Consider the following 24804-nt stretch of genomic DNA (forward strand, 5'->3'; position numbering starts at 1 on the left):
TTGCGAATTATTAGGAGCCCCTCATCTATCTTATCATAAATTATAAAAAAAACAGAATAATTGAGCACAAATGATTTTACTTTTCTATTTAATAGTGATAAATTTAATTGTATAAAACATAATTTGGAGCATATACGATCTATATCATATGACAACGTAATAAAAAGAACTCTTTATATGTTAAAACAGCAACCAGCATTTACATCCTTTTTCACAACAGCGCGACATTGATTCACAACTGAACATTCTATACTTCTGCGAGAAACTACATGCGGAAACTGTAAACAATTCAGGAGTCAGGGATACATATACAGCAGCTATGACGATGACGGGTTGACGCCCTGATTTCTTTTATATAAAATGCTTGTTAGAAGCTGAGGAAGCACCTTAATTCGTAGACTGGCCTGTATTATGCACGCCAAGGACCAAGTGAGGTGTTTCTTTTATTATGTACGGAAAACTGCATAGTGCTTGTTTATATGGAATTGACGGCGTTTTAATTGAAGTGGAAACAGATCTATCGAATGGTTTACCCCAGACTTCAATTATTGGATTACCGGATTCAGCTATTCGTGAAGCGGTTGAACGCGTCCGTGCCGCTATAAAAAACTGTGGCTATCAGTATCCGTTGCAACGGATTACGATAAATCTGGCCCCTGCTGATCTGCGCAAGGAAGGATCTTCTTTCGATCTCGCCATCGCTATTGGTTTACTTACAACAAGTGGTCAGCTGATTCTTCCAGTAGATGAACGGACATTGGTGGTAGGTGAGCTGGCATTGGACGGTTCAGTGAGATCTGTGCCTGGTATCTTGTCTATGGTAGATTTGGCAAAGCGGCAAGGCTTTACCTCCATTCTTCTGCCCGCCGACAATCTGGAAGAGGCTTCGTTGATTCGGGGTATTCAGGTATATGGTATTCGTCATTTGCAAGATATCGTTCCTGAACAGGAAACGAATTCAAAGCTCAGGGAAGGAATGATGCAGAATACGGGGCCTGTTGTTTTAAAAGATTACGCCCATCTCTCTGCTCTGAATCCCAATGTCGGTGATATGGAGCGCCATGAGGGCCCAATGCGATCTCCTTCGTTGGACGATGATTATAGTGATGTTCTGGGACAGCATCACGTAAAGCGTGCACTCATGATTGCCGCAGCTGGTATGCACAATATTTTGCTGGTCGGACCTCCGGGCACAGGGAAAACCATGTTAATTAAACGGCTACCTACGATTCTCCCACCATTGTCCGAAGACGAAGCGCTGGAAGTAACCAAAGTGCTAAGTGCCGCAGGCAAGCTTAAAGATACTTCAAATGGTCTCATCGCAGACAGACCCTTTCGCTCTCCACACCATACGATCTCCACATCAGGTCTCATTGGAGGCGGTGGCATCCCCAAACCTGGCGAAGTAAGTCTTGCTCACCGTGGGATATTGTTTCTGGATGAGCTACCAGAGTTTCAGCGGCAAGTCCTAGAAGTGTTGAGACAACCATTGGAGGATCGCAAAGTCACCATTAGCCGTGCGAGAGCCGCGTTCACATTTCCAGCACAATTTATGCTCGCCTGTTCTATGAATCCCTGTCCTTGCGGATATCTCTCTGCTCAATCGGAGGATCAACGCTGTATATGCAGTCCTGCCCGTGTTGCCGCCTACCGTGCCAAAATCTCGGGTCCGCTGCTAGATCGCATCGACCTTCAGGTCGAAGTTCCTCCCCCGAGCGAGTGGCGCAAGGCTGGCGCTTCTCCTTCATCTGCGGAAATGCAGGCCAAAGTCATTCATGCTCATCATATTCAGGCCGCACGATATGCTAATAGTTCAGTTCGCTGGAATAGCCAGCTCTCAGGAACCCTTCTGCGTCGAACAATCCGCCTGCCTGAAGAAGCAGACCAACTGCTCCAGCAGACACTGCAAGCACTGAACCTGAGCATGCGTGCACATGATCGAATTATTAAGATGGCCCAGACGATCGCAGACTTGGATCATGAAGGCGTCATTTTGACAGCTCATGTGGCTGAAGCGATACAGTATCGGCAGTTGGATTTGAATTTATTTTGAGCGAGGGTCATCAAGGAAATAAGGCTATAAGGGCTATAAGGTGAAATACGTGCCTTCGCCATTTACCTTCATGAAAGGTTCAATCGAGATATTTATAGATTTCAAATTTATGGCTAAATAGTTTTACAAATCAAACACCCCTGCATATATATCCTCTTTATAAGAGAAGAGACATACGTGCAGGGGCTCTGCATAGAGCATTACGTTCGAATGAATAGCGAACAAGATATCAATTATTCAAATATAGTCAGCTTGTCTTTGGCTGGTGTACGTTCTTTGGCAGAAGGAATAACCTCTGGATATCCCATGTAAACCATGCCTATAATTTTTTCCCCAGCCTGAATCCCAAGTGTCTTACGGAATTTTGGTCCATAGAGGAAAGGCTTGGTTACCCAGAACGTTCCAATGTCTTCACTCCATGCCGCGAGTAGGAAGTTTTGCACCAATGCACTTACTGCTGCAAAATCTTCATCCCAGATATTCTGGCGTGGATCTTCTTCCATAACGACAAGCATGACGGCAGGGATCTGCTTGATATTGGCAGAGAACTTGTTATCCTCTCCCATCTCTGCATCAATAGCGTCTGCCAGCTTGTTCAGTCCATTTCCGCTAAACAATAAAAACCGCCACGGCTCACGCAATTTATGATTGGGTGCCCATACGGCTGTGTCCAACAAATCAATAATCTGCTGTGTGGGAACAGCTTCTTTTTTAAACTTTTTGACTGTACGACGATTTTGAATGGCTTCTCTTACGGCGTTACCCGTTTGGGTAGATTTACTCATGACCATGCCTCCCAGATTATAAAAAATTATCCGTGACCGCAGTTCGAGCCTGCGATGTGAATCGACTCATTTATGAAAAATCAAACGGTGCAGCAAAACTGGATTACCCTCTTGATTATACACTGATCTGTTCATTGGATTCAAAGGAATGCGATTAACATTATTTCGTTCTGATTATTTCGGATGCAAAAAGGCGACTTCGACTCTTCCCCCGCGGAGGGATTCTTAGAGTCAACGTCGCCTTTCTTCATTATAAATAGCTATTTAATCAATAAGGGTATGATCCTGCTCCTTCATATTTCCCATTCACAAAATCCATTTTGTTTATTTTTTCTTGGTTGCCGGCGATATCCGTGCTGAAATACTCCACTGTTTTGACATCAGGAGCATAGATTTTTATTGGTCCGGTAAACGTGATCCATTCCCCCCCATTGATTCTGTACTGGGTCATTTTCAAACCTGATCCCTTAACTTCGTCCGTTGCCTTTAACTTAAAATTAAATCCATTAATATATTGTTTTCCGATGGATATTTCTGTCAATGGAACTAAAGCATATTTGGTTACAGGCGGGGTTTTGTCTGCATTACTCTTGAGAATAAAATCAAAAGTATTGTTAGGTCCTTTGACCAAAGTTACCCTAATCGTTTGGTTGATATAACCATCCGCTTCGACAGAGATTATGCTTATTCCCGGAGACAGTCGATCCATGGAATACTTGCCTTGTTTATCTGTTATCATCTTAAGATTATTAATAGATACCGTGGCCCCAGCCAATGGCCTCCCCTGTTCATCTTGCACCAAGCCACTCACCTTGGCGGCCTCTTGAAGTGTTATGTTCAACTTCTCTGTAACACCGGTGTATAGAAAAAGATATTTTGTGTAAGGAACATATCCATCTGCATCAACCGAAACCACAATATCAGGGGCGGAATAAGGATTAATACCTGTAATTGCGTAATTGCCATCCTTGTCCGTCTTTACAGATTGGCTGACAGTTGTTACTTTAATTACAGCACCCACAACTGGTTTTCCTGATTGATCAGTAACTTTGCCTACAACTGTTGCTGGTTCATAGAGGGAAAAATTAAATTCCCTTGTTTCTCCCGGAATCAAATAATAGCTAATATAATTCTTGTTGGTATCCAAGTACCCCTTGGCAACCGTACTAATATTGATGCGTATGCCTTCACTTAACGTTGTTTCAAAATTGTACTCTCCCTTGGAATTGGTTTTAATTGTTTTGGTTGCTATTTCGCTGTTTTCGAAGGTGTACATCTTGATATTTACATTTGCATCTTTCACAGGAAAACCATCCATATCAGTAATTTTCCCAAAAACTCTTGAAATTTGAGCAAGTTGATTAACTTGCCCCTCCGCAGAAGCATTTTTGGATGCAGCATATGTCGTTCCAGAATGCAGCAGACCACACACCCCAAAAAATAATAAAAACACACTTAAACGAATCATCCATTTCCATTGAATACTCATGACAATCGTTCACCTCATCCAAATATAGTAGTAAGTCCGGTGACCATATGAACTCGTTTTATCTATCTAACTAACCAACATTTCGAGCCTCCAAAATTCCCCGCCCCAAACATATTGCCAAATCCCTTCACCACCGTTCATGGTTTTGCTAATATCCAACACTTCCAATTGTGGTGTCACCCACTCCTGTTTGATTTTGTTTGCCGCAATAGATTGAATTTCTTTCATAGTTCACACCTCTTTTTCATATTTTCTTTTCTCATTTTATTATAAATGATACAATTTGTATCTATTTATTTTAAGCGCTCCATTCTCTTTCGCCGTCTAGCAACAAGTTAGAAGATACAGCGAGGCTTCATTGTTTATGGAATTACAACGAATTTGAGTAAGGACATATGCATGATAAGGAGAAAAAGGACTTTTATCACAGGTAACTCTATAATTTAGACTGGATTTACACACATCGTTTGAGCTTCTATTAGAGAATTAATAATTAGAATGTAGTCCATTAACAATCGAGAAAGTAAATAATCCATAATACGATACAATATGTATTGTTGTTTGTCGCATGTATATTAGTTATGTTTTCTTAATTTCTTTCTTACCAATAACTTGTCCAAAAAAATAACCCACAAGAGAGTCACTATTTAAAGTGTCTTTCTTGTGGGTTAACACATTTAGAAGAATCGTTTATGTAGCAGAAACTCAGAATGCATTCATAATATGATCAATTGAAACAGTTTCGCCTGCTTTATCCAGCATGACTGCGATCACATCAAAACGGATTTGATGATTCGTTTCTCCAGTCATTTGCAAATATACAGATGCTGTTGCACGCACCTGCTGCATTTTACGAATATCTACTGACTCCTGGGGTGTACCATACTGTGCAGTTCCGCTTCTGCTGCGGACTTCAATAAAAATGATCATGTCTTCACGAGAAGCAACGATATCAATCTCTCCACGTCGGCAGCGCCAATTGCGCTTCAAAATGCGATAATCATGCTCCCAAAGCCAGTCGCAAGCAGCTTCTTCACCCAATCGTCCTTTTTGCTGACGTGTCAGTTTTGAAGCTGGACCCTGTTCTGATCTGTGCTCTACCATGATTCCTCTTCCTCTCGTCCAGAAGCTAGACGGTCAGCACGATAAATGTAGGTCAACACTTCCGCCACCAGCTGATACAGTTCCGACGGGATTTGTTCGTCCAAATCCAGTTTAGAAAGCACTTCGACAAGTGCGGCATCCTCCTGAACAGGCACACCATTTTCCTTGGCTTTATCCAGAATGGCTTCCGCCACTTTGCCACGGCCTTTGGCTACGACTACTGGTGCTTCGCTCTCACCCGGTACATATTTTAAAGCAACGGCCTTTTTGGACATCAGATCCGGCTGCGAATCCTCTTTCATACCCGCATGTCCACCCCTTTGTATCGTTCAGGACTGTAATCCGAGGCAGTCATTTTCCGTTCGGCACCCGGTTCCTGGCCAATAGGCCAGGGTTCCGCCTTGAAAGTCAGCAACTGATAACCCAGCTTGTCCAGCGCCTTATGGATCTCTTCGCGCCCACTTTCCAGGAGTGGTCCCATTCCTTCGCCGTCATTCAGTACACGCAGACTGACGATATTATTAACAACATGCACATCCACCAATGTCGGACCAAGACTTTTCATGTCCAGATCAAACCAAAGGCGGCAGTTGGATGCATCCAATTCACCGCGTTGCCCACGGCGTGATTGAATCTGAACGGAAGCCGTCTCTTCTCCGTCAGGTCCGGTAATGGGGATAAACCAGTGCATCTGGGCAAAGGTAGCACTGCGATCTGTTGTTAGCAATAACTGCTGACCTGTCAGAAATTGCACAGCCTGTCCGGCGACATCCTTGAGTGCCGCCGGTGCACCATCGCTGCTGGCAAGCTGCAGCAGCAAGCCCTTAAGCGAGTCCGCGGTTCCCGGACTCGCCACATCCCCCACGCGCGCCTGCGCAGCCGCGCCGTGAACTGCCTGCTGCTCGTGCTCCGCACCGAGCAGCTTCAACACACGCCCCACCCACGGGTCCCCCTCGTGGGTGACGGGCGCCGATGCAGCTCCCGCAGGCGCTGCGGCACTACCGCCAGCCGGCAGCGCGTCTGCGCCGGCTGGCAAAGGCTGCGGCACGCCTCCGGCAGCCGCAGCCACCGAGCCGCCCTGCGATGCAGGGGCGGCCTGTGTCGCCGCACCTGGCTGTGCCGGTGCGGCTGTGGACGCGCTGCGCAGCGCGTCCAGAAGCGCCAGCAGCTTGGGTGCCAGCTGCGCTGCCGATGGAGCTGCTGGCGCCGCCTGCCCTGCTGCGGAAGCGGTAGACCCCGCAGCAGCAGGCGTTTCAACGTGGCCGTCAGTTCGCCCGGCCGCGCCCCCCTCAGGCTGACCCGCTATCACTCGGCCAGCCGTAACATCCACAGCCGCACCCGGCGTACCTGGGCGGCTCCCAGCAACACCCGCGTCAACTGCACGCGGGCTCTCACCAGGTATTCCGGTTCCTGCCGGAATACCTGTACCCACCTTGCCAGCAGTTTCAACATGGCTAGTCCCTGCTTTTATCCCAGCACTCTCGGCAGTCCCTGCTCCAGTCTGCCCATTGCCTTTAACCGCACCACCAGCTGTTTCCACAGATCCATCAGCCATCGGAGTACCACCAGCAGTCGCTCCAGGCACGGGTTGCCCGGACAATCCGGTTGTTCCTCCTACCTGACGGTTACCGCCTGACGCAGCTAAGTTTCCTCCCGTCTGCTCTCCGTTTGAAGGTATAGGCACTCCAGCCGTAATGTTATTCTTCACTGTAGCTGCCTGTTCAGCAGTCGGCAGCGGTTTACCTGCGGTTTGGGTCAGCATGGACTCCAGCTGTTCAGCCAAACCCTTCAACAACTGATGTAGTGGCGGGCCAAATACAGCTTGATGCAAGCCCTTTACCGTTTCCGCTGTAACCGGAAGACCACGCTGAAAAGCAATACCTGTCGCCTGAACCCATTCTTCGACAGGCACTTGTGCAGGTTTTGCTGTTATCATATTTTGAACCATGGCTACATTATCCTTGGTTAAAGGTAATCCACTTCGCTGCATAGCTAACAACAGTTCCCGATTCCCCTTGGTATCCGGCAAACCTACCTCCTGAAGCAAATTGTTCAGAGATGCCTGTGGCAGCTCTGCCAATGTACCCGTCAGTGGTTTCATTACCGTTACGCCATTTTCACCTGGAGGCTGAACCTGAAGCAGAGTTGTTTCACCTGGGCGAAGCGGGGTTTCTAGTTTTGCACGCACCTGCACACCCTGAATCTGAAGAACCGCATCTGCTCCATCATCGGATACACTAACCACAGAACCACGTACAACCTGGCCTTCCTTTAACTCCAATGGCTTGGCATTTCCCGGTTTACTATCCCCCAGTAACCCACGAATCACGGAACTTATATTCATACCCTTCCCCTCCCTCCGCGTATGGTCTAATTAAAATAAAGTGTGCTGTTCTCCGAGCAGATTGCCGAGAAAACTGCGACGATGCATGGGTGTAGCACCAAGAGCCATAATTTGTTCACGGTGAAATTTCGTTGCATATCCCTTATGTATCGATAACCCATATTCCGGATATAACGTATGCCAATCTTCCTTGCAAAGCCTATCCCGGGTAACCTTCGCAATAATGGAAGCTGCCGCAATGGATTGACTGTTTGCATCACCTTTAATAATGGACAACTGTGGTATATTCACATCTACCTTTTCGGCATCCACCAACAAGTAGTCCGGCACGCCCTCAAGGGCCTCTACCGCACGTTTCATGGCAAGCCTTGCAGCCTGTTTAATATTCAGTTGATCAATCGTTTCCGCATCCGCATAACCAATTCCCACTGCCAACGCCTTTTCCATTATGATGTCATATAATGCGTCGCGCTTTTTCTCCGTTAATTTCTTGGAATCATTAACGCCTTCCAGAATCAGCTCACGAGGTAAAATAACGGCTGCCGCTACTACATCTCCAAATAAACAACCACGTCCCACTTCATCAATTCCGGCAATATGTTCAAATCCGCTTTCCCAATATTCACGCTCATAGATCAGCAGATCTTTGGGCTCCACCAATTCTTTTTTCTTCTTTTTCGGTTCAACCAGGGCATCCAGTTGCGTCAATTCAGTTAACTCATTCATTTCATTCATTACGGTGTCATCTCCTCTGCCCACTCTTGCTTAACGCATCACTTTATATCATTTTATTATATAGACGTAGATTCCCGATTTTTGTTCTATCAGATCCTATTAAATAAGAAATAAACTTCTGTAAAGCATATATGATAATACGATGATGAGTTATTATTTTATCGGTATCTGTTGGCTTAAATTGAAGATATTCAGCACTGAGCAGGCTAAATCTTCATCATTCATCATAGCATGATTTAAGAGACCCAGATATACGTACAATACAATCCCATTAAGTGCAATTTTCTAGAATCACCTTCCAGATCAAACAAAGTTCCTCTAATCTAAATTCCAATATAACAAAAAGCGACCGCTCCCGGTAATCCGGTAACGGCCGCTTCTTTCGGCAGTTGTCTCTTATTTAATAAGGAGCTTCCATAGAGAAACGTCCCATTTTGCCCGCACGCAGTTCACGCAGAAAAGCTCGCGATGCCTTTTCCAAATCGATACGCCCACCACTCACCACACAACCACGTATACGACCAACCTGTTCCATGATCGCAACAACGCTGTCAGAATCATCCGCATCCTTGGAGAACTCCTGAAGTCCGTATCGTTCTTCAAGAGATTCCCAGTAATAACGCATTAGATAACTGATGCCAAAAAAGGCGATGTCTTCTGCATTCAGAATCTCTTCCTTAATTGCACCTGTTACCGCAAGACGATAACCCACGTTTTGATCTTCAAATTTCGGCCACAGAATACCAGGGGTATCCAGAAGTTCCATCTCTTTACCAACTTTGATCCACTGTTGTCCCTTTGTCACACCAGGACGATCTCCCGTTGCCGCAATGTTCCGTCCAGCCAGTCGGTTAATCAGCGTGGATTTACCCACGTTTGGAATACCAACAATCAGTCCACGAACCGCTCTAGGATTAATCCCTTTAGCTATTTGACGGTCAATTTTTTCTTTTAGGAGAAGCTTCGCTTGTGTTGGAATGTCTTTCACGTTGGTACCTGTTGAAGCATCTACAGGGAAAGCAGTGATTCCCTCTTTTTTGAAATATTCAATCCATTCTTGCGTTACTTTCGCATCCGCCAAGTCGGACTTATTCAACAAAATCATTCGGGGTTTGCCCTGTAAAATCTCGTCAATCATCGGGTTGCGGCTGGAGACAGGCAGACGGGCATCCAGCAGTTCGATGACCACGTCAATCAGCTTTAACTTATCCTGAATCTGGCGTCTGGCTCGGGTCATATGACCTGGAAACCATTGAATCGTCACCTTGTCTTCACCTCATTATTTGTTGATATATAAATTTTTTCTATAACATGCACACCGAAACATTTCGCTGGTAAAACCATCTTAGATCTCTATTATCCCCAGATTAGTTCAACCCTCTACGTTTTGGTGTACATTTTATATTTTGCTTATATATCCTGCATTCATATTAATGGTTAATCCACTTGATATCGCCGATCGGCCAGAAAATCACATCTGCACGACCTACAATATCCTTCAGTGATACATAACCGATCATTCGGCTATCCGTACTGTTCGGACGGTTATCCCCCATTACAAAAACATGACCTTCAGGTACTTTCCCATCCGGGAATTGTTCATTAGGGAAGTCCTTCACGTTATAGGTTCCACCATTCGCTTCAGCAGCATCAATTGCTCCTTGAATGTAAGTCTCATCGACTTTTTTACCATTGACGAGAACCGTATCGTCTTGAACCTCAACGGTATCACCAGCGACAGCAATGACACGTTTAATAAAATCACGGCCTTCGGTTGGAACGTGGAATACAATTACTTCTCCGCGCTGTGGTTCCCTAATATCATATAAAATTTCATTGACGATCACACGTTCACCTGTATGAAAATTCGGCTGCATGGAAGGCCCGTCCACAACAAACGGTTTGAACAGTAACCACCGAATTAAAATGACAAGTACTAGTGCGATCACGATGGCTTTAAGCCATTCGAAAATTTCATTTTTGGCTTTTTTGGATCGACTGCCTTTCTCTTCGGCAGTATTGCCCTGGTCCTGTTGAACTTCCTGTTCCATTAATGATCTTCCTCTCTTCACAGTACATGTTATAGCAGTTTTTACACATCATCAGTTATGTAATCTTACACGCAAGCATTACCAGTACATTTAATCCACAATTCAAATGTCCTTCAATAACTGATTTCACAAGCCTCCCGGACTATTCGCGCGTGTGCCGCCATACCATTTTACTCGGAAGTGCACCTCCGGTTCAACTTTTCCCGGACAAAAACGAAAAGGGCTTGTCTCCAAGCCCTCCCCGGTATCCGTTATATTAACGAATTTCTTTAATTCTCGCTGCTTTACCGCGTAGTTCACGAAGATAATAAAGCTTCGCACGACGCACTTTACCACGGCGAGCCACTTCGATTCTATCGATTTTAGGGGAATGAAGCGGGAAAGCTCTTTCCACACCTACACCGTAAGAAATTTTACGAACTGTAAAAGTCTCACTGATTCCACCACCACGGCGTTTAATCACAACACCTTCGAACAATTGGATACGCTCACGAGTTCCCTCGATTACCTTAACGTGCACTTTCAAAGTGTCACCAGGACGAAAACTCGGAATATCTTTACGAAGTTGTTCTTGTGTAATCGCTTGAACGATATTCATCTATGACTCCCTCCTTCCGTACAGGCGTTCATACTTCTTCCAGAGAACACCTTGTCTCCTTCATTATCCATAGAGGACCGCCGTATTCCACATAACAGACTTATTGTATCACGCACCATAACAAAACACAAGGAAAAATAAACAAATTGCTGACAGAACTCTTTGGTTCTTCAATGCCCTTTAATTCTCATTAATTTCCTTTACTCCAATATAGACGTTATCCGCTATAACGTTCATTTTAAATACGTCCTGAATTTTATTATAGTCACATTACAATTCCATTAAAATACACCTGTCCATGCGCTTTTCTACACAATTCCTTTATGGACATCAAAGCTTCGCCCTATGGATTGTCATAATTAGTATTCTTAAATAAGTCAAGTATTAGACGGAAAAAATACTGTAACTTTCTGTCAAGAAAGATCGTCTATGATATAGCTTGTTGGATTACATGGTGATGCATCTAAAAATGTAATTCCACGAAGAAATGAAATGGCAAAAGGAGAACCAAACGAATTATGAAATACTTCAAAAAAATTGCTCTTGCTGCACTCGCATTACTCACTTGTACCATTACAATGTATGCGTATGCGGTAACTCATCCTACCAATGCAATGTCTCACAAAGCATGCACCTCCTGGGATATGGTCAAACGTAAGGCATTTCTAATGTCTCACTCCGATTATTCCAGCAAACCTGCACTTGATCTGGCTACCTTTCACATCGCACAAGATTCGGCTACTGAAGTACCTGTACTGATGTATCATTACATACAGCCCAAAATTAATAATCATGAAACAAACAACAAATCGATCATTAATCTGGAAGACTTCGAAGAAAATATGAAATATTTGCATGAAGAAGGCTACAACACAATTACACTGGAGCAACTTGAACAATATGTGAATGGACAGATCTCTCTACCCAAAAAATCGATTGTCATCACCTTTGATGATGGGTATCAGAACAATTATACTTTAGCCTACCCTGTGCTCAAAAAATATAATTTCCATGCTTCCCTGTTTGTAATCGGCAGCAAAATTCAGGATCAGCCTTCACCTTTTGATCCTGCCAAAAATACGTTTATCTCCAAACAGGAGATGCAGGCCGCTAAAGACGTCTTTGAGTTTAACAGCCATACCTATAATCTGCATCACAAGGGATATATGCGTTGCGGCGACAACGTGCCCGTCGGACTCGATACAAGCTTGCTCAATGATGACGTCAAGCTGATGAAAGAAACTGGTATTGATACGCCGTATCTTGCCTACCCTTTCGGTTATACCAGCACGCAGATGATCTATCAGCTGCAGCAAAATGGGTATCGCATGGCCTTTTCCGTACGTTCAGGATTTGTTCGACCTGGGGATAATCCTATGAAGCTCCCTCGATTAACGGTTACGACAGGAACCGATTTGGCTGCATTGCTCCATCCTGAATCAGACCAACAACAGGAAATCCTTCCTGTCGTAGAGATCAGTCATTAAGCTAGATTGAAACTTCCCCGCCTGGATAAAGAGTCGAGCTATACAGCCTTTTTGGCTGAAGCTGGGCTCTTTTTATGCCCAAAGAGGTTGGAGTGGTTACCTCCATCACTGAGTTGGAATAGATCACCGCCTCATGTGCATCATAGATGATGACCTGTTCCCTTCCGCTCTGACACAAGTCTGCATGTACGGCGTAACCCTCTTTTCCAAACGCTGCAACCGTTTGCATATTACCATTAATCAAAGATGGTAGGACACCTCCACCTCGACGATAAGCCAGGATATAGTCAAGCCCGCTGTCATCCCAGTTGCGTACAGGCTCAATAATGGTTAACCACCCACGAGTTTTACGATCTTCTTTCCAAAGTTCCTTTCCGTCGCTATCCAGCATAAACATTCCATCCTTACCATTCTCATCTCCACGAATAATCCGATCCAGGCCAGCAATCTGTAATCCTTGTCTTTCTCCATAAAATTTCCCCAATGCAATATGCTGTGATTCAATCGAATCCTCATAACGCCATTTTTCATTACCGTGCCGATCCATCATCACCGTGACACTGCCACCGATAACAATTTCAACCTCCCCGTCCTCGTCCACATCGCCAAACCATATACAGTCTGCGTGATCATCAAGATTCTGACAGGACCATAATAATGCTCCATCATGATCCAGCATGTCATACCCGGCCATCACTTCATCTTTACCATCCCCATCGATATCGTAGACCCACGGAAAATGACCTATATTGCCTTTATGCTTCCACAGCAAATTAAAATCATGATCTAATGCCCATAATGTCTTATACCGATCCTTCAGCAGGATATCCATTGTGTGTTGGTCACCAGTCAGGTTTGCAAGAATAATACAGTCATGCGCTTGCTCTCCAGGCAACTCATGACGCTTCTTTATCTCTCCGGTTCTTCCGTCCAGGATAAGCAATTGTTTGTTCATTACACACAGCACTTCATTATTTCCGTCCCCATCCCAATCTGCAATCTGAGCGGGATAGTCTGATCCTGGACCGCCAGCATTCGGGTCCGGTGTCCCGACCTGCCATATTAAAGCTCCATCCAGATCATATGCCGACAAGCAGCATACCTGATGCGGGACGTAACGGTCATCTATGCCACCATCTGCCTGCACCAACAGCATCTCAAGCCTGCCATCTCCATTCAGATCTCCCAGAAGCATCTTGCAGCGCTCTCCAGCTTCGCTAATATTCACTCTGCCAACTTCATAAGGCTGATGATTCATATTCTTCCTCCTCAGCATGTCGTCTTCATACGCTTCTAGCTGAGATCACCATAAAGAAATTTTTCAGTTTAAACAACCCTATTTCGGAACATGCAAAAATGTTCAAAGCGGCAAAAATGTTCAATATAGAAAAAGACCAACCTATATAATACAAGGCTGGTCTTTCAAGCTTTCGAATGAGATTATTTTACGTGCTCAAACGAAATATCATCAAATTACTCTACATTCTTTTCACGTTCGGAACGAAGTTTATTTAGCCAAATCCGTTCTTTGTCCGTCAAGTCCGCAGTCTCCAACATATCCGGTCTACGTTCCAGCGTACGAAGCAAGGATTGCTCCCTGCGCCATGCCTCAATATTCAGATGATGTCCAGATAACAGCATATCTGGAACCTTCATACCTCTGAATTCCGGAGGACGTGTGTAGTGCGGGTATTCAAGCAATCCGGTACTGAATGAATCCGTTACAGCACTTGTCTCATTACCCAGTACACCCGGAATAAGGCGTACAATACTGTCAATCGCCACCATCGCAGGCAGTTCGCCACCCGTCAGCACGTAATCACCAATTGACAATTCGTCCGTTACGAGAAACTCTCGGATACGCTCATCGTAGCCTTCATAATGTCCGCAAATAAAAATCAGATGATCTTCTTGTACAAGTTCCTCTGCTTTTTTCTGTGTGAACGTCTCACCTTGCGGGCACATTAGAATGATACGTGGGGGTTTCATCGTTGCCGCAGCTTCGCCCCGTTGTTCTAATACATCCTCGACAGCAGCAAAGATGGGATCTGGCTTCAATACCATCCCCCCACCTCCGCCGTAAGGTGCATCGTCAACTGTATTATGTTTGTTGGTCGCAAAATTTCGAAAGTTTGTTGCTCCCAAAGATACAAGTCCTTTGGTTTGGGCTTTGCCCAGAATGCTGGTTCCGAACACACCGTCAAACATTTCCGGGAATAGGGTTAATACATCCACTTTCATGTTACAGCAGCCCTTCCATCAGGTGAACCTTGACTTGCTTCTCTGCAACGTCCACGTCAAGAACAACATCATCAATAACCGGAAGCAGAATTTCTTTGCCTGCAGGCGTTTTGACAACCCATACATCATTCGCTCCAGGAGTCAAAATCTCAGAGATGGTTCCAAGTGTATCACCCTCTTCGGTGATGACAGAACACCCAACGATTTGATGGAAGTAGTACTCACCTTCCTCCAGCTCTGCCAGATTCTCTTTTAACACTTTGGCCATGCCGCCCTTAAACTTCTCTACTTCATTAATGTTGCCATACTCTTTCAGACGAAGAATATACATATTCTTATGCAAACGTGCAGATTCCACGTTAACCATGACTGGATGATTATCTGGTGTAAAGAAAAACAACTCTGCATTTTTCGCAAAACGCACTTCCGGGAAATCAGTTAGAGGCATGATTCTCACCTCGCCGCGAATTCCATGGGTATTGACAATTTTACCTACATTCATAAACTCTGCCATACTTTCCTCCTACACTCCATTCATATTGGTACTCATATGTGATGATCTTCCTGCGCCCCTCCGGTTACGGATCGTTCTTCGGATCGCTGTTATCTTAACGCTTCTTCAGAATCGATTCCGTTACCCTTCAATTCTTCCGCAGATAATCATACTTGACGAGCTATTTCAATCCTATGATTTAAGTTTCAGCATGCACGAAAAGGGGCTAGGACATGCATCCTAACCCCCTTTCGTATATCTTTAAGATATGATATCAACGGTTACCCGTTTATCCATCTTAACTGCTGCTGATGTGACGACCGTACGAAGAGACTTTGCGATTCGTCCCTGTTTACCAATCACTTTCCCAACATCGTCAGGATGAACGGTTAACTCATAAACGACAAGCCGGTCTTTCTCAACCGTCCGAACCGCCACATCTTCCGGATGATCGACCAAAGCCTTAGCAATTATGCTTACTAATTCTTCCATAGATGACCCTCCGAATCAGCACCTTATTTAGTCAATTTAGACTCGTGGAACTTCTTCATCACGCCCGCTTTGCTCAGCAAGTTGCGGACAGTGTCGGATGCTTGTGCACCGTTTTGAAGCCATTGCAATGCTTTATCTTCATCGATCTTAACAACAGCCGGTTGTTCAACCGGGTTGTAGTAACCGATCTCCTCGATAAAACGACCGTCACGTGGGGAACGGGAATCCGATACCACTACGCGGTAGAAAGGAGCTTTGTGAGCACCCATACGTTTCAGACGAATACGAACTGCCATTTGAAAATTCACCTCCTTCAATGAAATCTGTATATCGTTCAGCTGCCATTGGAATCAACGGAAAGGAAACTTCATTCCTTTACCCAGACCCTTAAGCTGCTTCATCGCTTTATTTTTGCCGCCTTTAGGTCCCATCATATCTGAGAACTGTTTCATCATGCGGCGCATCTCATCAAACTGCTTGATCAGACGGTTTACTTCGGCCAAGGATGTTCCACTACCTGTAGCAATCCGCTTCCGGCGGCTATGGTTGATCATATCCGGGTTGCGTTTCTCTTCGGTCGTCATGGAGTACACGATCGCTTCGATCCGGCCCATCTGTTTATCATCAACTTTCAGGTCCTTGGCTTGTTTCATCTTGCCCATACCAGGAATCATATCCATGATCTGATCGATTGGCCCCAGCTTTTTCACTTGATCCATTTGCTCAAGGAAATCTTCGAACGTGAATTCTGCATTACGCATCTTCCGTTCCATTTCCTTAGCTTTTTCGGTATCAATGTTGGACTGCGCCTTCTCAATCAGAGAAAGCATGTCACCCATACCAAGAATACGTGAAGCCATACGTTCTGGATGGAAAGGCTCAAGTGCGTCCAGTTTCTCTCCAAGGGAAGCAAATTTGATTGGACAACCAGTGACTGCTTTAACAGACAGTGCAGCACCACCACGAGTATCTCCATCAAGCTTAGTCAGAACCACCCCTGTCAGATCAAGTTGCTGGTTAAAGTGTTCTGCCACATTAACTGCATCCTGACCAGTCATGCTGTCTACGACAAGCAGTACTTCATCCGGGTTCACTACGCTGTGAATCTGACGAAGTTCTTCCATCAGTTCTTCATCGACATGCAGACGTCCAGCTGTATCGATAATGACGTAGTCATTACCGTTATCCTTGGCGTGCTGCAGACCCTGACGTGCGATCTCTACAGGGCTTGTCTGATCTCCCAGTGTAAATACTGGCGCTTTGATCTGCTCGCCGAGAACTTGCAACTGTTTGATCGCTGCTGGACGATAAATATCTCCTGCAACAAGTAACGGTCTGCTATTTTGCTTTTGCAGCATCTTAGCCAGTTTACCGGATGTAGTCGTTTTACCTGCACCCTGCAAACCAACCATCATCAGTACCGTAGGCGGTTTGTTGGCTTTGGCCAGTTTCGACTGGCTTCCACCCATTAAATCCGTCAGTTCCTTGTTTACGATGTCGATAATGACCATTCCGGGCGTGAAGCTCTCCATCACTTCTTTGCCGACAGCCTTCTCTTTCACCTTGGCGATGAATTCCTTGACCACTTTGAAGTTTACATCCGCTTCGAGCAATGCCAGACGTACCTCGCGCATAGCTTCAGCAACATCTTCATCAGACACCTTGCCTTTGCCGCGCAGCTTGCTGAACACATTCTGCAATCGGGTCGTTAATCCTTCAAATGCCATGATCCCACCTCCTTAAGCTGTAATACTGTTTTCAGGACCGATACGTTTCGTTCAACTCTTATAAACTACTCTCTGAGCTGTTGAATAATATCGTTTATTTGTTGGTTGTTATCAATGGAAACGCCTGCGCGCTCCAATGCATTTTGCAAATCTTCAAGATTACGGTTGCGCCGTTCGTGCTTCTCCAGCAAGCCAAGCTTGCTTTCGTAATTTTCCAACACTTGTTCGGCACGTTTGATATGCTCGTATACCGCCTGGCGGCTGATCTCGAACTCGGCTGCAATCTCGCCCAGCGAGAAATCATCATGAAAGTAATACTTTAGAAACGTCTGCTGTTTCTCGGTAAGCAACCGTTCATAGAAAGCAAACAGCAAGTTAATCCGGTTTGTCTTCTCAAGCCGGTTTTCTTGACTCATAACGGGGCACTCCCTTCGTCAAGGAAAAACACTTTACACTCTTGCAACGTTCCTAATAATACCTAAAACAAATCAGGTTGTCAAGCAAAAATACTTGTCACAATAAAAACGTTCATTTTACACTCATTTTTCCTGCCTACATGGTTACTCTTAGCCGTTCCTCTACAGTTGAATACGACCTGCTGCAACCATTATATAAAACAAAAAAACGAATGGGTCTCCACAGATGGAGCCGATTCGTTTAACGCTATCTACCGTTCTAGCGAAGTGGTGTCAGGTACAACAGTACCATGAAGAAATGAAGAATACTGCCTGCTAGCACAAAGAGATGCCAAATCGCATGGTGGTATGGAAATCCACGCCACACATAAAAAAGCGTCCCCAGTGTATACATCAGACCTCCAGCAACCAGCAACACGATTCCGCCTGTAGGAATGGCAGCCATAAGCGGTTGCCAGGCAATAACGATGAGCCAGCCCATTGCAATATAGAAAATCGTGGACATGAATAGAAACTTTTTCGTGAAAAATGCCTTAAAGATCACGCCGAATAATGCGATTCCCCAGATCACACCGAACAGGGTCCAACCAAGTGTGCCACGAACAGCAATAAACAAAAGCGGAGTGTACGATCCGGCAATAAACAAATAAATGGATGAATGGTCAAAAATCTCAAATAAATCTTTCACTTTCCCATCTTTCCATGCATGCACGAGTGTGGAGCTCGTATAGAGCAGCAGCATGGTGATCCCGTAGATCGTGAAACTGACCACATGCCAAGCCGTGCCTTTCATACTCGAAAATACAATCAATAGCACCAGTGCAGCTACACTGAGTGCAGCGCCGATTCCATGAGTTACCGCATTGGCGACTTCCTCACGACGGGAATAGGTATAGGTATTGGCCATATCAACCGTCCTTTCTAGCCCTTTAGCCTTGCCTTCTTTATTCCCATTATACACGTATTGCCAGTGACATTACACGTGACACTTATCACGTATATCACTGGCAATACGGTTAACGCTATTCATTCATGCTATTTATTAATGGTTCTAGGAATTAGCTTCCTCTTCTTCAGCACTTTCAGCTGGCTGTTCCTGAATCAGTCCCGCAAACAACGCATGCACGAATTGCTCCGAGTCGAATGGCTGCAGATCATCAATTTTCTCACCAAGTCCGACCAGCTTCACAGGCAGATCCAACTCCTGACGAATCGCAACAACAATACCACCTTTGGCGGTACCATCCAGTTTCGTCAGTACAAGTCCAGTTACCCCGCTCTTCTCTCCGAAGAGTTTGGCCTGATTCAGTGCATTCTGACCTGTAGTTGCATCCAGCACCATTAATACTTCATGAGGTGCTTCCGGAATTTCGCGTTGAATGACACGATAGATTTTGTTGAGTTCGTCCATCAGATTGGATTTATTTTGCAGACGGCCCGCAGTATCACAGAGCAATACATCAGCACCCCGTTGCTTCGCAGCCTGTACAGCATCATACATTACAGCGGCAGGGTCAGAACCTGATTGTTGCTTGATGACTTCCACACCGGCACGTTGTCCCCATACTTCGAGTTGTTCAATCGCTCCGGCACGGAACGTATCTCCTGCTGCCATGATGACCTTTTTACCCTGCTGTTTGAAGCGATGGGCCAGCTTGCCAATCGTTGTTGTTTTACCAACACCATTAACACCAACAAACAAAATGACCGTGATGCCATCCGGATTCATTTTCAGTTCATTATTCTGCTCGCCACGAAGCAAATCCGTCAGTTTTTCGGACAATACAGGCTGAAGTTCAGCCGCATCCTCAATTTTGCGTTTTTTGACTTCTTCACGCAGATCTTCAATCAGTTTCATGACTGTATTGACACCTACGTCGGCTCCAATCAGAATCTCTTCCAATTCTTCATAGAATTCCTCGTCGATTTTTTTGCGGCGGATAACGAGATCCGACACTTTCTCTACAAGGCCTTTACGTGTCTTTTCCAACCCGTCCTTGAACTGTTTGGTAACCGACTCCGTTTTGCTTGCAATGCTGTCTCTCAGCTTTTTAAAAAAACTCATAAAGCCCCTCCATCGTGTACATTTCTTAGTTTAAATGATATTAGATGAGTTCATGCGTGACAACCAACTCAAAGATTAGGCAATGACAGCTTCCTCATCTTCCAGTTTAACCGAAACGAGCTTGGATACTCCGCCCTCTTCCATCGTGACGCCATACAGCACATCCGCTTCTTCCATTGTGCCTTTACGATGTGTAACAACGATGAATTGTGTTTGTTCCGAGAACTCACGTAAATACTGGGCAAAACGCACCACGTTGGCTTCATCCAGTGCCGCTTCCACTTCATCCAGTACGCAGAACGGTACAGGCTTAACATGCAGTATAGCGAATAAGAGGGCCATTGCGGTCAACGCTCGTTCCCCGCCGGATAATAGCTGCAGGTTTTGCAGCTTTTTGCCTGGTGGCTGGGCGACGATATCTATGCCCGTATCGAGCAAACGCTCAGGGTCCATCAATACAAGATCCGCGCGCCCTCCGCCAAACAGCTTGGTGAAGACCGTGCCGAACTCCCGGCGAATCGCATCAAATGTAGCCTTGAATCGTTTGGCCATCTCATCTTCCATTTCTCGAATAACCTGATACAACGTTGTTTTGGCTTCGACCAGGTCATTCTTCTGCGTGCTGAGGAACTCATACCGCTCGTTAACCCGCTGGAATTCCTCGATGGCTCCCAGATTGACGTCACCGAGAGCCGCAATGCTGCGCTTCAGTTTCTGAACCTCAGCTTGTGTGCTCTCCACATCTTTCGGTACTGGATAACGCTCCTTGGCAAGTTCATAGCCGAGCTCATACTCATCCATCAGTTTGCGCAGAATGTTTTCCAACTCAACATCAAGTCTGTTCACGGAAATTTCCGTTTGTCGCATCTGTTCCTCCACAGCTTTCAGCTGTGTGCGCTGTTCCTTCGTTTCACTCTCGGCAAGCTCAAGCTTCTTCGACAGCTCGCTTCGGGCAGCACGTTTGAAGTCCAGCTCCTGTGCAGATTCCGCTTTTTTCAGCTTATATTGGTTAAGATCTTCAATCTGTTTAACACTCTCAGTCTCTGTTTTCTTCAGATCTGCTTCCATGGAGGCCAGCAACGTGCGATTTTGACGAAGATCCTTCACCAGTGAATCCACTTCGCGCTCCAGACGCCGTAACTGCTCCTCGTTGGAGAATCGCTCCTGATCCAGTTTCCCCTCTCGGACTTTCAGATCGGTGAGTTGGGTCTGCAATTCCTCCTTCGCGGATTCATTCGCTTTACGCGCAAATTCTGCGGCATGAATGGCACGATGAGTCGCCTTCTCTTCTTCCTCAAGTTGCTCCAGCTTCTTCACAGCAACATCGCGGGCTGTATCCATTTCTTTGATTTCTTCAGTAAACCCGCTCTTTTCCTGCCCGGCTACGGCAACCTGTTCCAGTACGTGACGCAGTTCATGCTCAACCTGCTTCATTTCCATTGAAGCCTGCTGTTCTGCATTCCGGGTGTCGTCTCCAGACTGACGCAGCTCGTCCAGCTTATCTTGGCACTGCTCCAGCTGAGTCTTTACATCCTCCACACTGCGATGCAATTTTACGATCTGATTTTCGGTATCCAAAATATCTTGATCCAGCTGATCCAGCTGCCGTTTGCGGCTGAGCAGACTACCATTTTTCTTATGCTGGCTACCACCGGTCATCGAACCACCCGCATTAACCACATCGCCTTCCAGGGTTACGACCCTGAAACGATATTGGCAGCGAGCTGCGATCTTATTGGCATCCTCCAGCTTCTCTGCAATAATGACATTTCCGAGCAGACTTCCAATGATCGCAGCATAACGGGATTCGTATTGTACAAGATCCGCACCAATTCCCACAAAACCATCCATGCCTTCGATCATCGAACGTTCCCCTGCACCAATGGTACGTGCACGAATAACATCCAGCGGGAGGAACGTAGCTCTGCCCAATTGACGTTGTTTCAGAAAAGCGATCGCCTGTCTGGAAACCGATTCATTCTCCATGACGACATGCTGCAGGGAAGCGCCCATCGCCGTCTCTACCGCAAGTTCAATCTTCTCAGGCACTTTAACGAGCTCTGCAACAGCTCCATGAACCCCGTTCAGTGTACCTTTGCGTGATGCCTTAAGAACTTCTTTGACACCCAACATGAAACCGTCAAAATCATCCTGCATTTCTTTCATTGTATCGCGACGGGAGACCTGGGCTTCACGCTTCTGTTCCCATTTACGGACAGTGCCCCGGCTTTCTTCGAGCAGCTTCTGCAGCGATTGGAGACGTTCACTTTCCGTAATATAACCACCGCGCAGATCACTAATTTCCTTGCCTAAACGAACAACTTTTTTCTCAATCTCCGTTTTGCGGGCTTCCAGCGTTTCCTTCTGGCCTTCCCACTTGCCGGATTCCTCAGTCGCTCGGTTCATTCGCCGTTCCAGCGTTTCTTTCTGTTGGTCTGCGTAACGAATTTCATTTCGTGTCTGAGCCATCTGATTCATCAGTTCCAGCAAGTTGCCCTTAAGGCTTTCCTCCTGCTGTTGGCTAATACCACCAGTGACACCGATAAGTTTGGCTTCTTCTTCGGACAGACGATTTCTTACGTCACTCAATTCCAGTTCAAGCTTGGCAAACTTTTCGCGTAATGCAAGTAACTCGGCTTCACGCTCCCGATGTCTCTCTTCACTCGCTGCAAGGGTCACTTTGAGCTGTTCCTGATTTGTCTGCAGATGACGCGAACGCTCCTTGAGCAGTTCCCCAAGTCCTTCGCTTTTCTCTGTTGCTTCACTGAATTGCAATAAGGCCGATTGCAGCTGTTCCGTCTCCGTTTCCAGCGTACGTAGTGCATTGCGGTCACTTTCCAGCTTGGCATCATGAGTGGAGACGATTGCCGCCAATCCGACTTCTTCCTCTTTCAATGATTCAAGTCGTTGGTTCGCCTTGCTCCAGGAAGCATGAATTTGTTCAATCTGATACACATACATGGAGATTTCCTGTGACTTCAGCTGTCCACGCAACTCCTTGTAGTGGATTGCTTTCTCCGATTGTTCCTTTAACGGACCAATCTGGTCTTCCAATTCGGTGACCAGGTCATGAATACGCAATAAATTCTGTTCCGTCTCATCCAGTTTGCGAGTAGCATCCCGTTTGCGAGATTTATATTTAACAATACCTGATGCCTCTTCAAAGATCCCCCTGCGATCCTCTGAACGGGTACTCAGAATCTCTTCGATTCGTCCCTGTCCAATAATCGAGTAAGCTTCCTTGCCGATTCCGGTATCCATAAACAATTCGGTAATATCCTTCAACCGACACGACTGCTTGTTAATAAAATATTCACTGTCTCCGCTGCGATGTACGCGACGCGTTACCGTTACTTCGCCAAAATCCAAAGCAAGCGCATGATCTTCGTTATCCAGCGTCAACGAAACTTCACCATAATTAACAGCCTTCCGTGCATCACTGCCGGCAAAAATGATATCTTCCATCTTGCCACCACGCAGTGATTTGGCGCTTTGTTCCCCAAGAACCCAGCGTATGCCGTCTGAAATGTTACTTTTGCCACTTCCGTTCGGGCCCACAACCGCGGTTATACCACGAACGAACTCCATTTCCGTTTTGTCGGCGAATGACTTGAATCCACCCAGTTCAATCCGTTTCAAAAACATAGGGTTTCCCGTCACCTCCTCTTGCAAATTTCAAATGTTGCATTCAGCGCCTATATAAGTTGGGCTAGAAATGTTACACCTTGTCACTTCAATTGCAGTACCATCTTTTGATCGCTCTTATCCCCAGATTTTCTTTATTCCATTGGTCCGAGGGAAAAATCCGGTGATAAAGGCGCACGCTTCGCTTCTTCAGATTGGTTCTGCACTCTTCGTTTTGTGTAAAAATAAGGTCCAACTTATTTAGTTAAGATCAGGCAACCTCCCCTGGTCTTCTTTACAAAAAAAAGAGCAAAAAGCAGTCCGGCCGATAAATTCCGCCAGGCGGACCCGCGGGCTGCTCTTTGCTCTTCGTTTGTCTATGCGCTTACGGTAAAGCTCAGGCTTCCGGAAGCTTCAGTCGATCCAGCGCTGCGGATGCAGCCTGTTGTTCGGCTTCCTTTTTGGAACGTCCTGTACCTCTGCCAAGCCGTTCTTGACCCATATGGACCTCGGAGACAAACTCCCGTTCATGGGCAGGGCCCCGTTCCTCAACAATACGGTATTCCAGAGCTCCCATATTGTGATGCTGAGTGAGTTCCTGCAATTCCGTTTTGTAATCGCTCATCTGCAACTTGCTGCCCAGAACGATCAACGGAAATACATGCTGATCCAGAAATGTCCGGACAGGCGCCAATCCCTGATCCAGATATAATGCACCGATGAAAGATTCAAACACATCCGCTAGCAAAGCCGGTCTAGTTCGTCCTCCCGTCAGTTCCTCACCTTTACCAAGAAGTACATACTGCCCAAAACCCAACGCTTCAGCAAATTTGACGAGGGAAGGCTCGCAGACAATGGATGCCCGCAGCTTAGTTAATTCACCTTCCGGCCGGTTAGGAAACAAATGATACAAGTATTCCGACACAGTCAGTTCCAGTACGGCATCGCCCAGAAACTCCAGACGCTCGTTATCCTGATGCTGACTGAACCGGTGTTCGTTTACATAAGAAGCATGGGTAAACGCTTGTTTTAAAAGCTGCCTGTTGTCAAATTTGATTTGAAGTTTGTGTTGTAACTGCTTCAGATCTTCACTCAAACGA

Annotated in this window: 23 protein-coding genes; 2 read left to right on the plus strand and 21 right to left on the minus strand. The window is 45.8% G+C overall.

All coding sequences use genetic code 11. The annotated features are described in order from the left end of the window. Window positions 1–448 precede the first annotated feature (448 nt). On the plus strand, window positions 449–2053 hold the full coding sequence (locus CS562_RS02275; RefSeq protein WP_099853322.1) for a YifB family Mg chelatase-like AAA ATPase: 1605 nt from the start codon (window positions 449–451) through the stop codon (window positions 2051–2053). A gap of 233 nt (window positions 2054–2286) precedes the next feature. Here CS562_RS02275 and CS562_RS02280 read toward each other — a convergent pair whose 3' ends face one another. From CS562_RS02280 to rplS, 10 genes are all read right to left on the minus strand, one after another. Further along, on the minus strand, window positions 2287–2838 hold the full coding sequence (locus CS562_RS02280; protein ID WP_099853325.1) for a nitroreductase family protein: 552 nt from the start codon (window positions 2836–2838) through the stop codon (window positions 2287–2289). A gap of 268 nt (window positions 2839–3106) precedes the next feature. Continuing rightward, window positions 3107–4327, minus strand: coding sequence for a carboxypeptidase-like regulatory domain-containing protein (locus CS562_RS02285; protein ID WP_099853328.1), 1221 nt, complete (start codon window positions 4325–4327; stop codon window positions 3107–3109). A gap of 66 nt (window positions 4328–4393) precedes the next feature. After that, the gene (locus CS562_RS32515; protein WP_125477225.1) at window positions 4394–4555 is read right to left on the minus strand and encodes a paeninodin family lasso peptide; all 162 of its coding nucleotides are present in this window, start codon (window positions 4553–4555) and stop codon (window positions 4394–4396) included. A gap of 477 nt (window positions 4556–5032) precedes the next feature. Continuing rightward, window positions 5033–5431, minus strand: coding sequence for a YraN family protein (locus CS562_RS02290; protein WP_099853331.1), 399 nt, complete (start codon window positions 5429–5431; stop codon window positions 5033–5035). After that, the gene (locus tag CS562_RS02295; RefSeq protein ID WP_063566425.1) at window positions 5425–5733 is read right to left on the minus strand and encodes an EscU/YscU/HrcU family type III secretion system export apparatus switch protein; all 309 of its coding nucleotides are present in this window, start codon (window positions 5731–5733) and stop codon (window positions 5425–5427) included. The genes CS562_RS02290 and CS562_RS02295 overlap by 7 nt, the downstream gene beginning before the upstream one ends. Continuing rightward, window positions 5730–7775: a DNA ligase gene (locus CS562_RS02300; protein ID WP_099853334.1), complete on the minus strand. Its 2046-nt coding sequence runs from the start codon at window positions 7773–7775 to the stop codon at window positions 5730–5732. Before CS562_RS02300 ends, CS562_RS02295 begins: the two co-directional genes overlap by 4 nt. A 30-nt stretch (window positions 7776–7805) precedes the next feature. Further along, complete coding sequence (locus CS562_RS02305; protein ID WP_180287003.1) at window positions 7806–8510, minus strand: ribonuclease HII; 705 nt, start codon at window positions 8508–8510, stop codon at window positions 7806–7808. Window positions 8511–8910: 400 nt separating this feature from the next. Further along, window positions 8911–9774, minus strand: coding sequence for a ribosome biogenesis GTPase YlqF (gene ylqF, locus CS562_RS02310; protein ID WP_076289489.1), 864 nt, complete (start codon window positions 9772–9774; stop codon window positions 8911–8913). A gap of 166 nt (window positions 9775–9940) precedes the next feature. Further along, window positions 9941–10561 carry a signal peptidase I gene (gene lepB, locus CS562_RS02315; protein ID WP_076289488.1) on the minus strand — a complete coding sequence of 207 codons (621 nt, stop codon included), beginning with the start codon at window positions 10559–10561 and terminating at the stop codon, window positions 9941–9943. Window positions 10562–10817: 256 nt separating this feature from the next. Further along, complete coding sequence (gene rplS, locus CS562_RS02320; RefSeq protein ID WP_024630190.1) at window positions 10818–11159, minus strand: 50S ribosomal protein L19; 342 nt, start codon at window positions 11157–11159, stop codon at window positions 10818–10820. 518 nt (window positions 11160–11677) lie between these two features. Here rplS and CS562_RS02325 point away from each other — a divergent pair. After that, window positions 11678–12646 (plus strand): polysaccharide deacetylase family protein, encoded by a 969-nt coding sequence (locus tag CS562_RS02325; protein WP_099853338.1) that lies wholly within the window; start codon window positions 11678–11680, stop codon window positions 12644–12646. Between the two features lies 1 nt (window position 12647). Here the strand turns inward: CS562_RS02325 and CS562_RS02330 are convergent, their stop codons facing one another. The 11 genes from CS562_RS02330 to rnc all read right to left on the minus strand — a co-directional run bounded on the left by CS562_RS02330 (window position 12648) and on the right by rnc (window position 24800). Then, window positions 12648–13904: a hypothetical protein gene (locus tag CS562_RS02330; RefSeq protein WP_099853340.1), complete on the minus strand. Its 1257-nt coding sequence runs from the start codon at window positions 13902–13904 to the stop codon at window positions 12648–12650. Window positions 13905–14119: 215 nt separating this feature from the next. Beyond that, window positions 14120–14887, minus strand: coding sequence for a tRNA (guanosine(37)-N1)-methyltransferase TrmD (gene trmD / locus CS562_RS02335; protein ID WP_076289485.1), 768 nt, complete (start codon window positions 14885–14887; stop codon window positions 14120–14122). Between the two features lies 1 nt (window position 14888). Beyond that, a complete protein-coding gene (gene rimM, locus CS562_RS02340; RefSeq protein ID WP_076289484.1) occupies window positions 14889–15401 on the minus strand; it encodes a ribosome maturation factor RimM in 513 nt (170 codons plus the stop codon). A gap of 240 nt (window positions 15402–15641) precedes the next feature. After that, window positions 15642–15872 carry a KH domain-containing protein gene (locus CS562_RS02345; RefSeq protein ID WP_024630185.1) on the minus strand — a complete coding sequence of 77 codons (231 nt, stop codon included), beginning with the start codon at window positions 15870–15872 and terminating at the stop codon, window positions 15642–15644. A gap of 23 nt (window positions 15873–15895) precedes the next feature. Further along, window positions 15896–16168, minus strand: coding sequence for a 30S ribosomal protein S16 (gene rpsP / locus CS562_RS02350; RefSeq protein WP_024630184.1), 273 nt, complete (start codon window positions 16166–16168; stop codon window positions 15896–15898). Between the two features lie 54 nt (window positions 16169–16222). Next, window positions 16223–17599, minus strand: a complete 1377-nt coding sequence (gene ffh / locus CS562_RS02355; protein WP_024630183.1) for a signal recognition particle protein — start codon at window positions 17597–17599, stop codon at window positions 16223–16225. A 65-nt stretch (window positions 17600–17664) separates the two neighbouring features. Beyond that, window positions 17665–18015: a putative DNA-binding protein gene (locus CS562_RS02360; protein WP_076289483.1), complete on the minus strand. Its 351-nt coding sequence runs from the start codon at window positions 18013–18015 to the stop codon at window positions 17665–17667. Between the two features lie 259 nt (window positions 18016–18274). After that, the gene (trhA, locus tag CS562_RS02365) at window positions 18275–18922 is read right to left on the minus strand and encodes a PAQR family membrane homeostasis protein TrhA (RefSeq protein WP_076289482.1); all 648 of its coding nucleotides are present in this window, start codon (window positions 18920–18922) and stop codon (window positions 18275–18277) included. Between the two features lie 144 nt (window positions 18923–19066). Next, a complete protein-coding gene (ftsY, locus tag CS562_RS02370) occupies window positions 19067–20080 on the minus strand; it encodes a signal recognition particle-docking protein FtsY (protein ID WP_076289481.1) in 1014 nt (337 codons plus the stop codon). A 75-nt stretch (window positions 20081–20155) separates the two neighbouring features. Further along, window positions 20156–23725 (minus strand): chromosome segregation protein SMC, encoded by a 3570-nt coding sequence (gene smc / locus CS562_RS02375; RefSeq protein WP_099853342.1) that lies wholly within the window; start codon window positions 23723–23725, stop codon window positions 20156–20158. 376 nt (window positions 23726–24101) lie between these two features. Further along, window positions 24102–24800, minus strand: coding sequence for a ribonuclease III (rnc, locus tag CS562_RS02380; protein WP_024630178.1), 699 nt, complete (start codon window positions 24798–24800; stop codon window positions 24102–24104). Window positions 24801–24804: the final 4 nt, after the last annotated feature.

It is taken from the genome of Paenibacillus sp. LK1 (assembly GCF_002750415.1).
GTDB classification, from domain to species: domain Bacteria; phylum Bacillota; class Bacilli; order Paenibacillales; family Paenibacillaceae; genus Paenibacillus; species Paenibacillus taichungensis.

Bases quoted from the DNA above. Each gene is read 5' to 3' on its own strand.
- CS562_RS02275 (WP_099853322.1), top strand. From the start codon at position 449: ATGTACGGAAAACTGCATAGTGCTTGTTTATATGGAATTGACGGCGTT.
- CS562_RS02280 (WP_099853325.1), bottom strand. From the start codon at position 2,838: ATGAGTAAATCTACCCAAACGGGTAACGCCGTAAGAGAAGCCATTCAA.
- CS562_RS02285 (WP_099853328.1), bottom strand. From the start codon at position 4,327: ATGAGTATTCAATGGAAATGGATGATTCGTTTAAGTGTGTTTTTATTA.
- CS562_RS32515 (WP_125477225.1), bottom strand. From the start codon at position 4,555: ATGAAAGAAATTCAATCTATTGCGGCAAACAAAATCAAACAGGAGTGG.
- CS562_RS02290 (WP_099853331.1), bottom strand. From the start codon at position 5,431: ATGGTAGAGCACAGATCAGAACAGGGTCCAGCTTCAAAACTGACACGT.
- CS562_RS02295 (WP_063566425.1), bottom strand. From the start codon at position 5,733: ATGAAAGAGGATTCGCAGCCGGATCTGATGTCCAAAAAGGCCGTTGCT.
- CS562_RS02300 (WP_099853334.1), bottom strand. From the start codon at position 7,775: ATGAATATAAGTTCCGTGATTCGTGGGTTACTGGGGGATAGTAAACCG.
- CS562_RS02305 (WP_180287003.1), bottom strand. From the start codon at position 8,510: ATGAATGAAATGAATGAGTTAACTGAATTGACGCAACTGGATGCCCTG.
- lepB (WP_076289488.1), bottom strand. From the start codon at position 10,561: ATGGAACAGGAAGTTCAACAGGACCAGGGCAATACTGCCGAAGAGAAA.
- rplS (WP_024630190.1), bottom strand. From the start codon at position 11,159: ATGAATATCGTTCAAGCGATTACACAAGAACAACTTCGTAAAGATATT.
- CS562_RS02325 (WP_099853338.1), top strand. From the start codon at position 11,678: ATGAAATACTTCAAAAAAATTGCTCTTGCTGCACTCGCATTACTCACT.
- CS562_RS02330 (WP_099853340.1), bottom strand. From the start codon at position 13,904: ATGAATCATCAGCCTTATGAAGTTGGCAGAGTGAATATTAGCGAAGCT.
- trmD (WP_076289485.1), bottom strand. From the start codon at position 14,887: ATGAAAGTGGATGTATTAACCCTATTCCCGGAAATGTTTGACGGTGTG.
- rimM (WP_076289484.1), bottom strand. From the start codon at position 15,401: ATGGCAGAGTTTATGAATGTAGGTAAAATTGTCAATACCCATGGAATT.
- CS562_RS02345 (WP_024630185.1), bottom strand. From the start codon at position 15,872: ATGGAAGAATTAGTAAGCATAATTGCTAAGGCTTTGGTCGATCATCCG.
- rpsP (WP_024630184.1), bottom strand. From the start codon at position 16,168: ATGGCAGTTCGTATTCGTCTGAAACGTATGGGTGCTCACAAAGCTCCT.
- ffh (WP_024630183.1), bottom strand. From the start codon at position 17,599: ATGGCATTTGAAGGATTAACGACCCGATTGCAGAATGTGTTCAGCAAG.
- CS562_RS02360 (WP_076289483.1), bottom strand. From the start codon at position 18,015: ATGAGTCAAGAAAACCGGCTTGAGAAGACAAACCGGATTAACTTGCTG.
- trhA (WP_076289482.1), bottom strand. From the start codon at position 18,922: ATGGCCAATACCTATACCTATTCCCGTCGTGAGGAAGTCGCCAATGCG.
- ftsY (WP_076289481.1), bottom strand. From the start codon at position 20,080: ATGAGTTTTTTTAAAAAGCTGAGAGACAGCATTGCAAGCAAAACGGAG.
- smc (WP_099853342.1), bottom strand. From the start codon at position 23,725: ATGTTTTTGAAACGGATTGAACTGGGTGGATTCAAGTCATTCGCCGAC.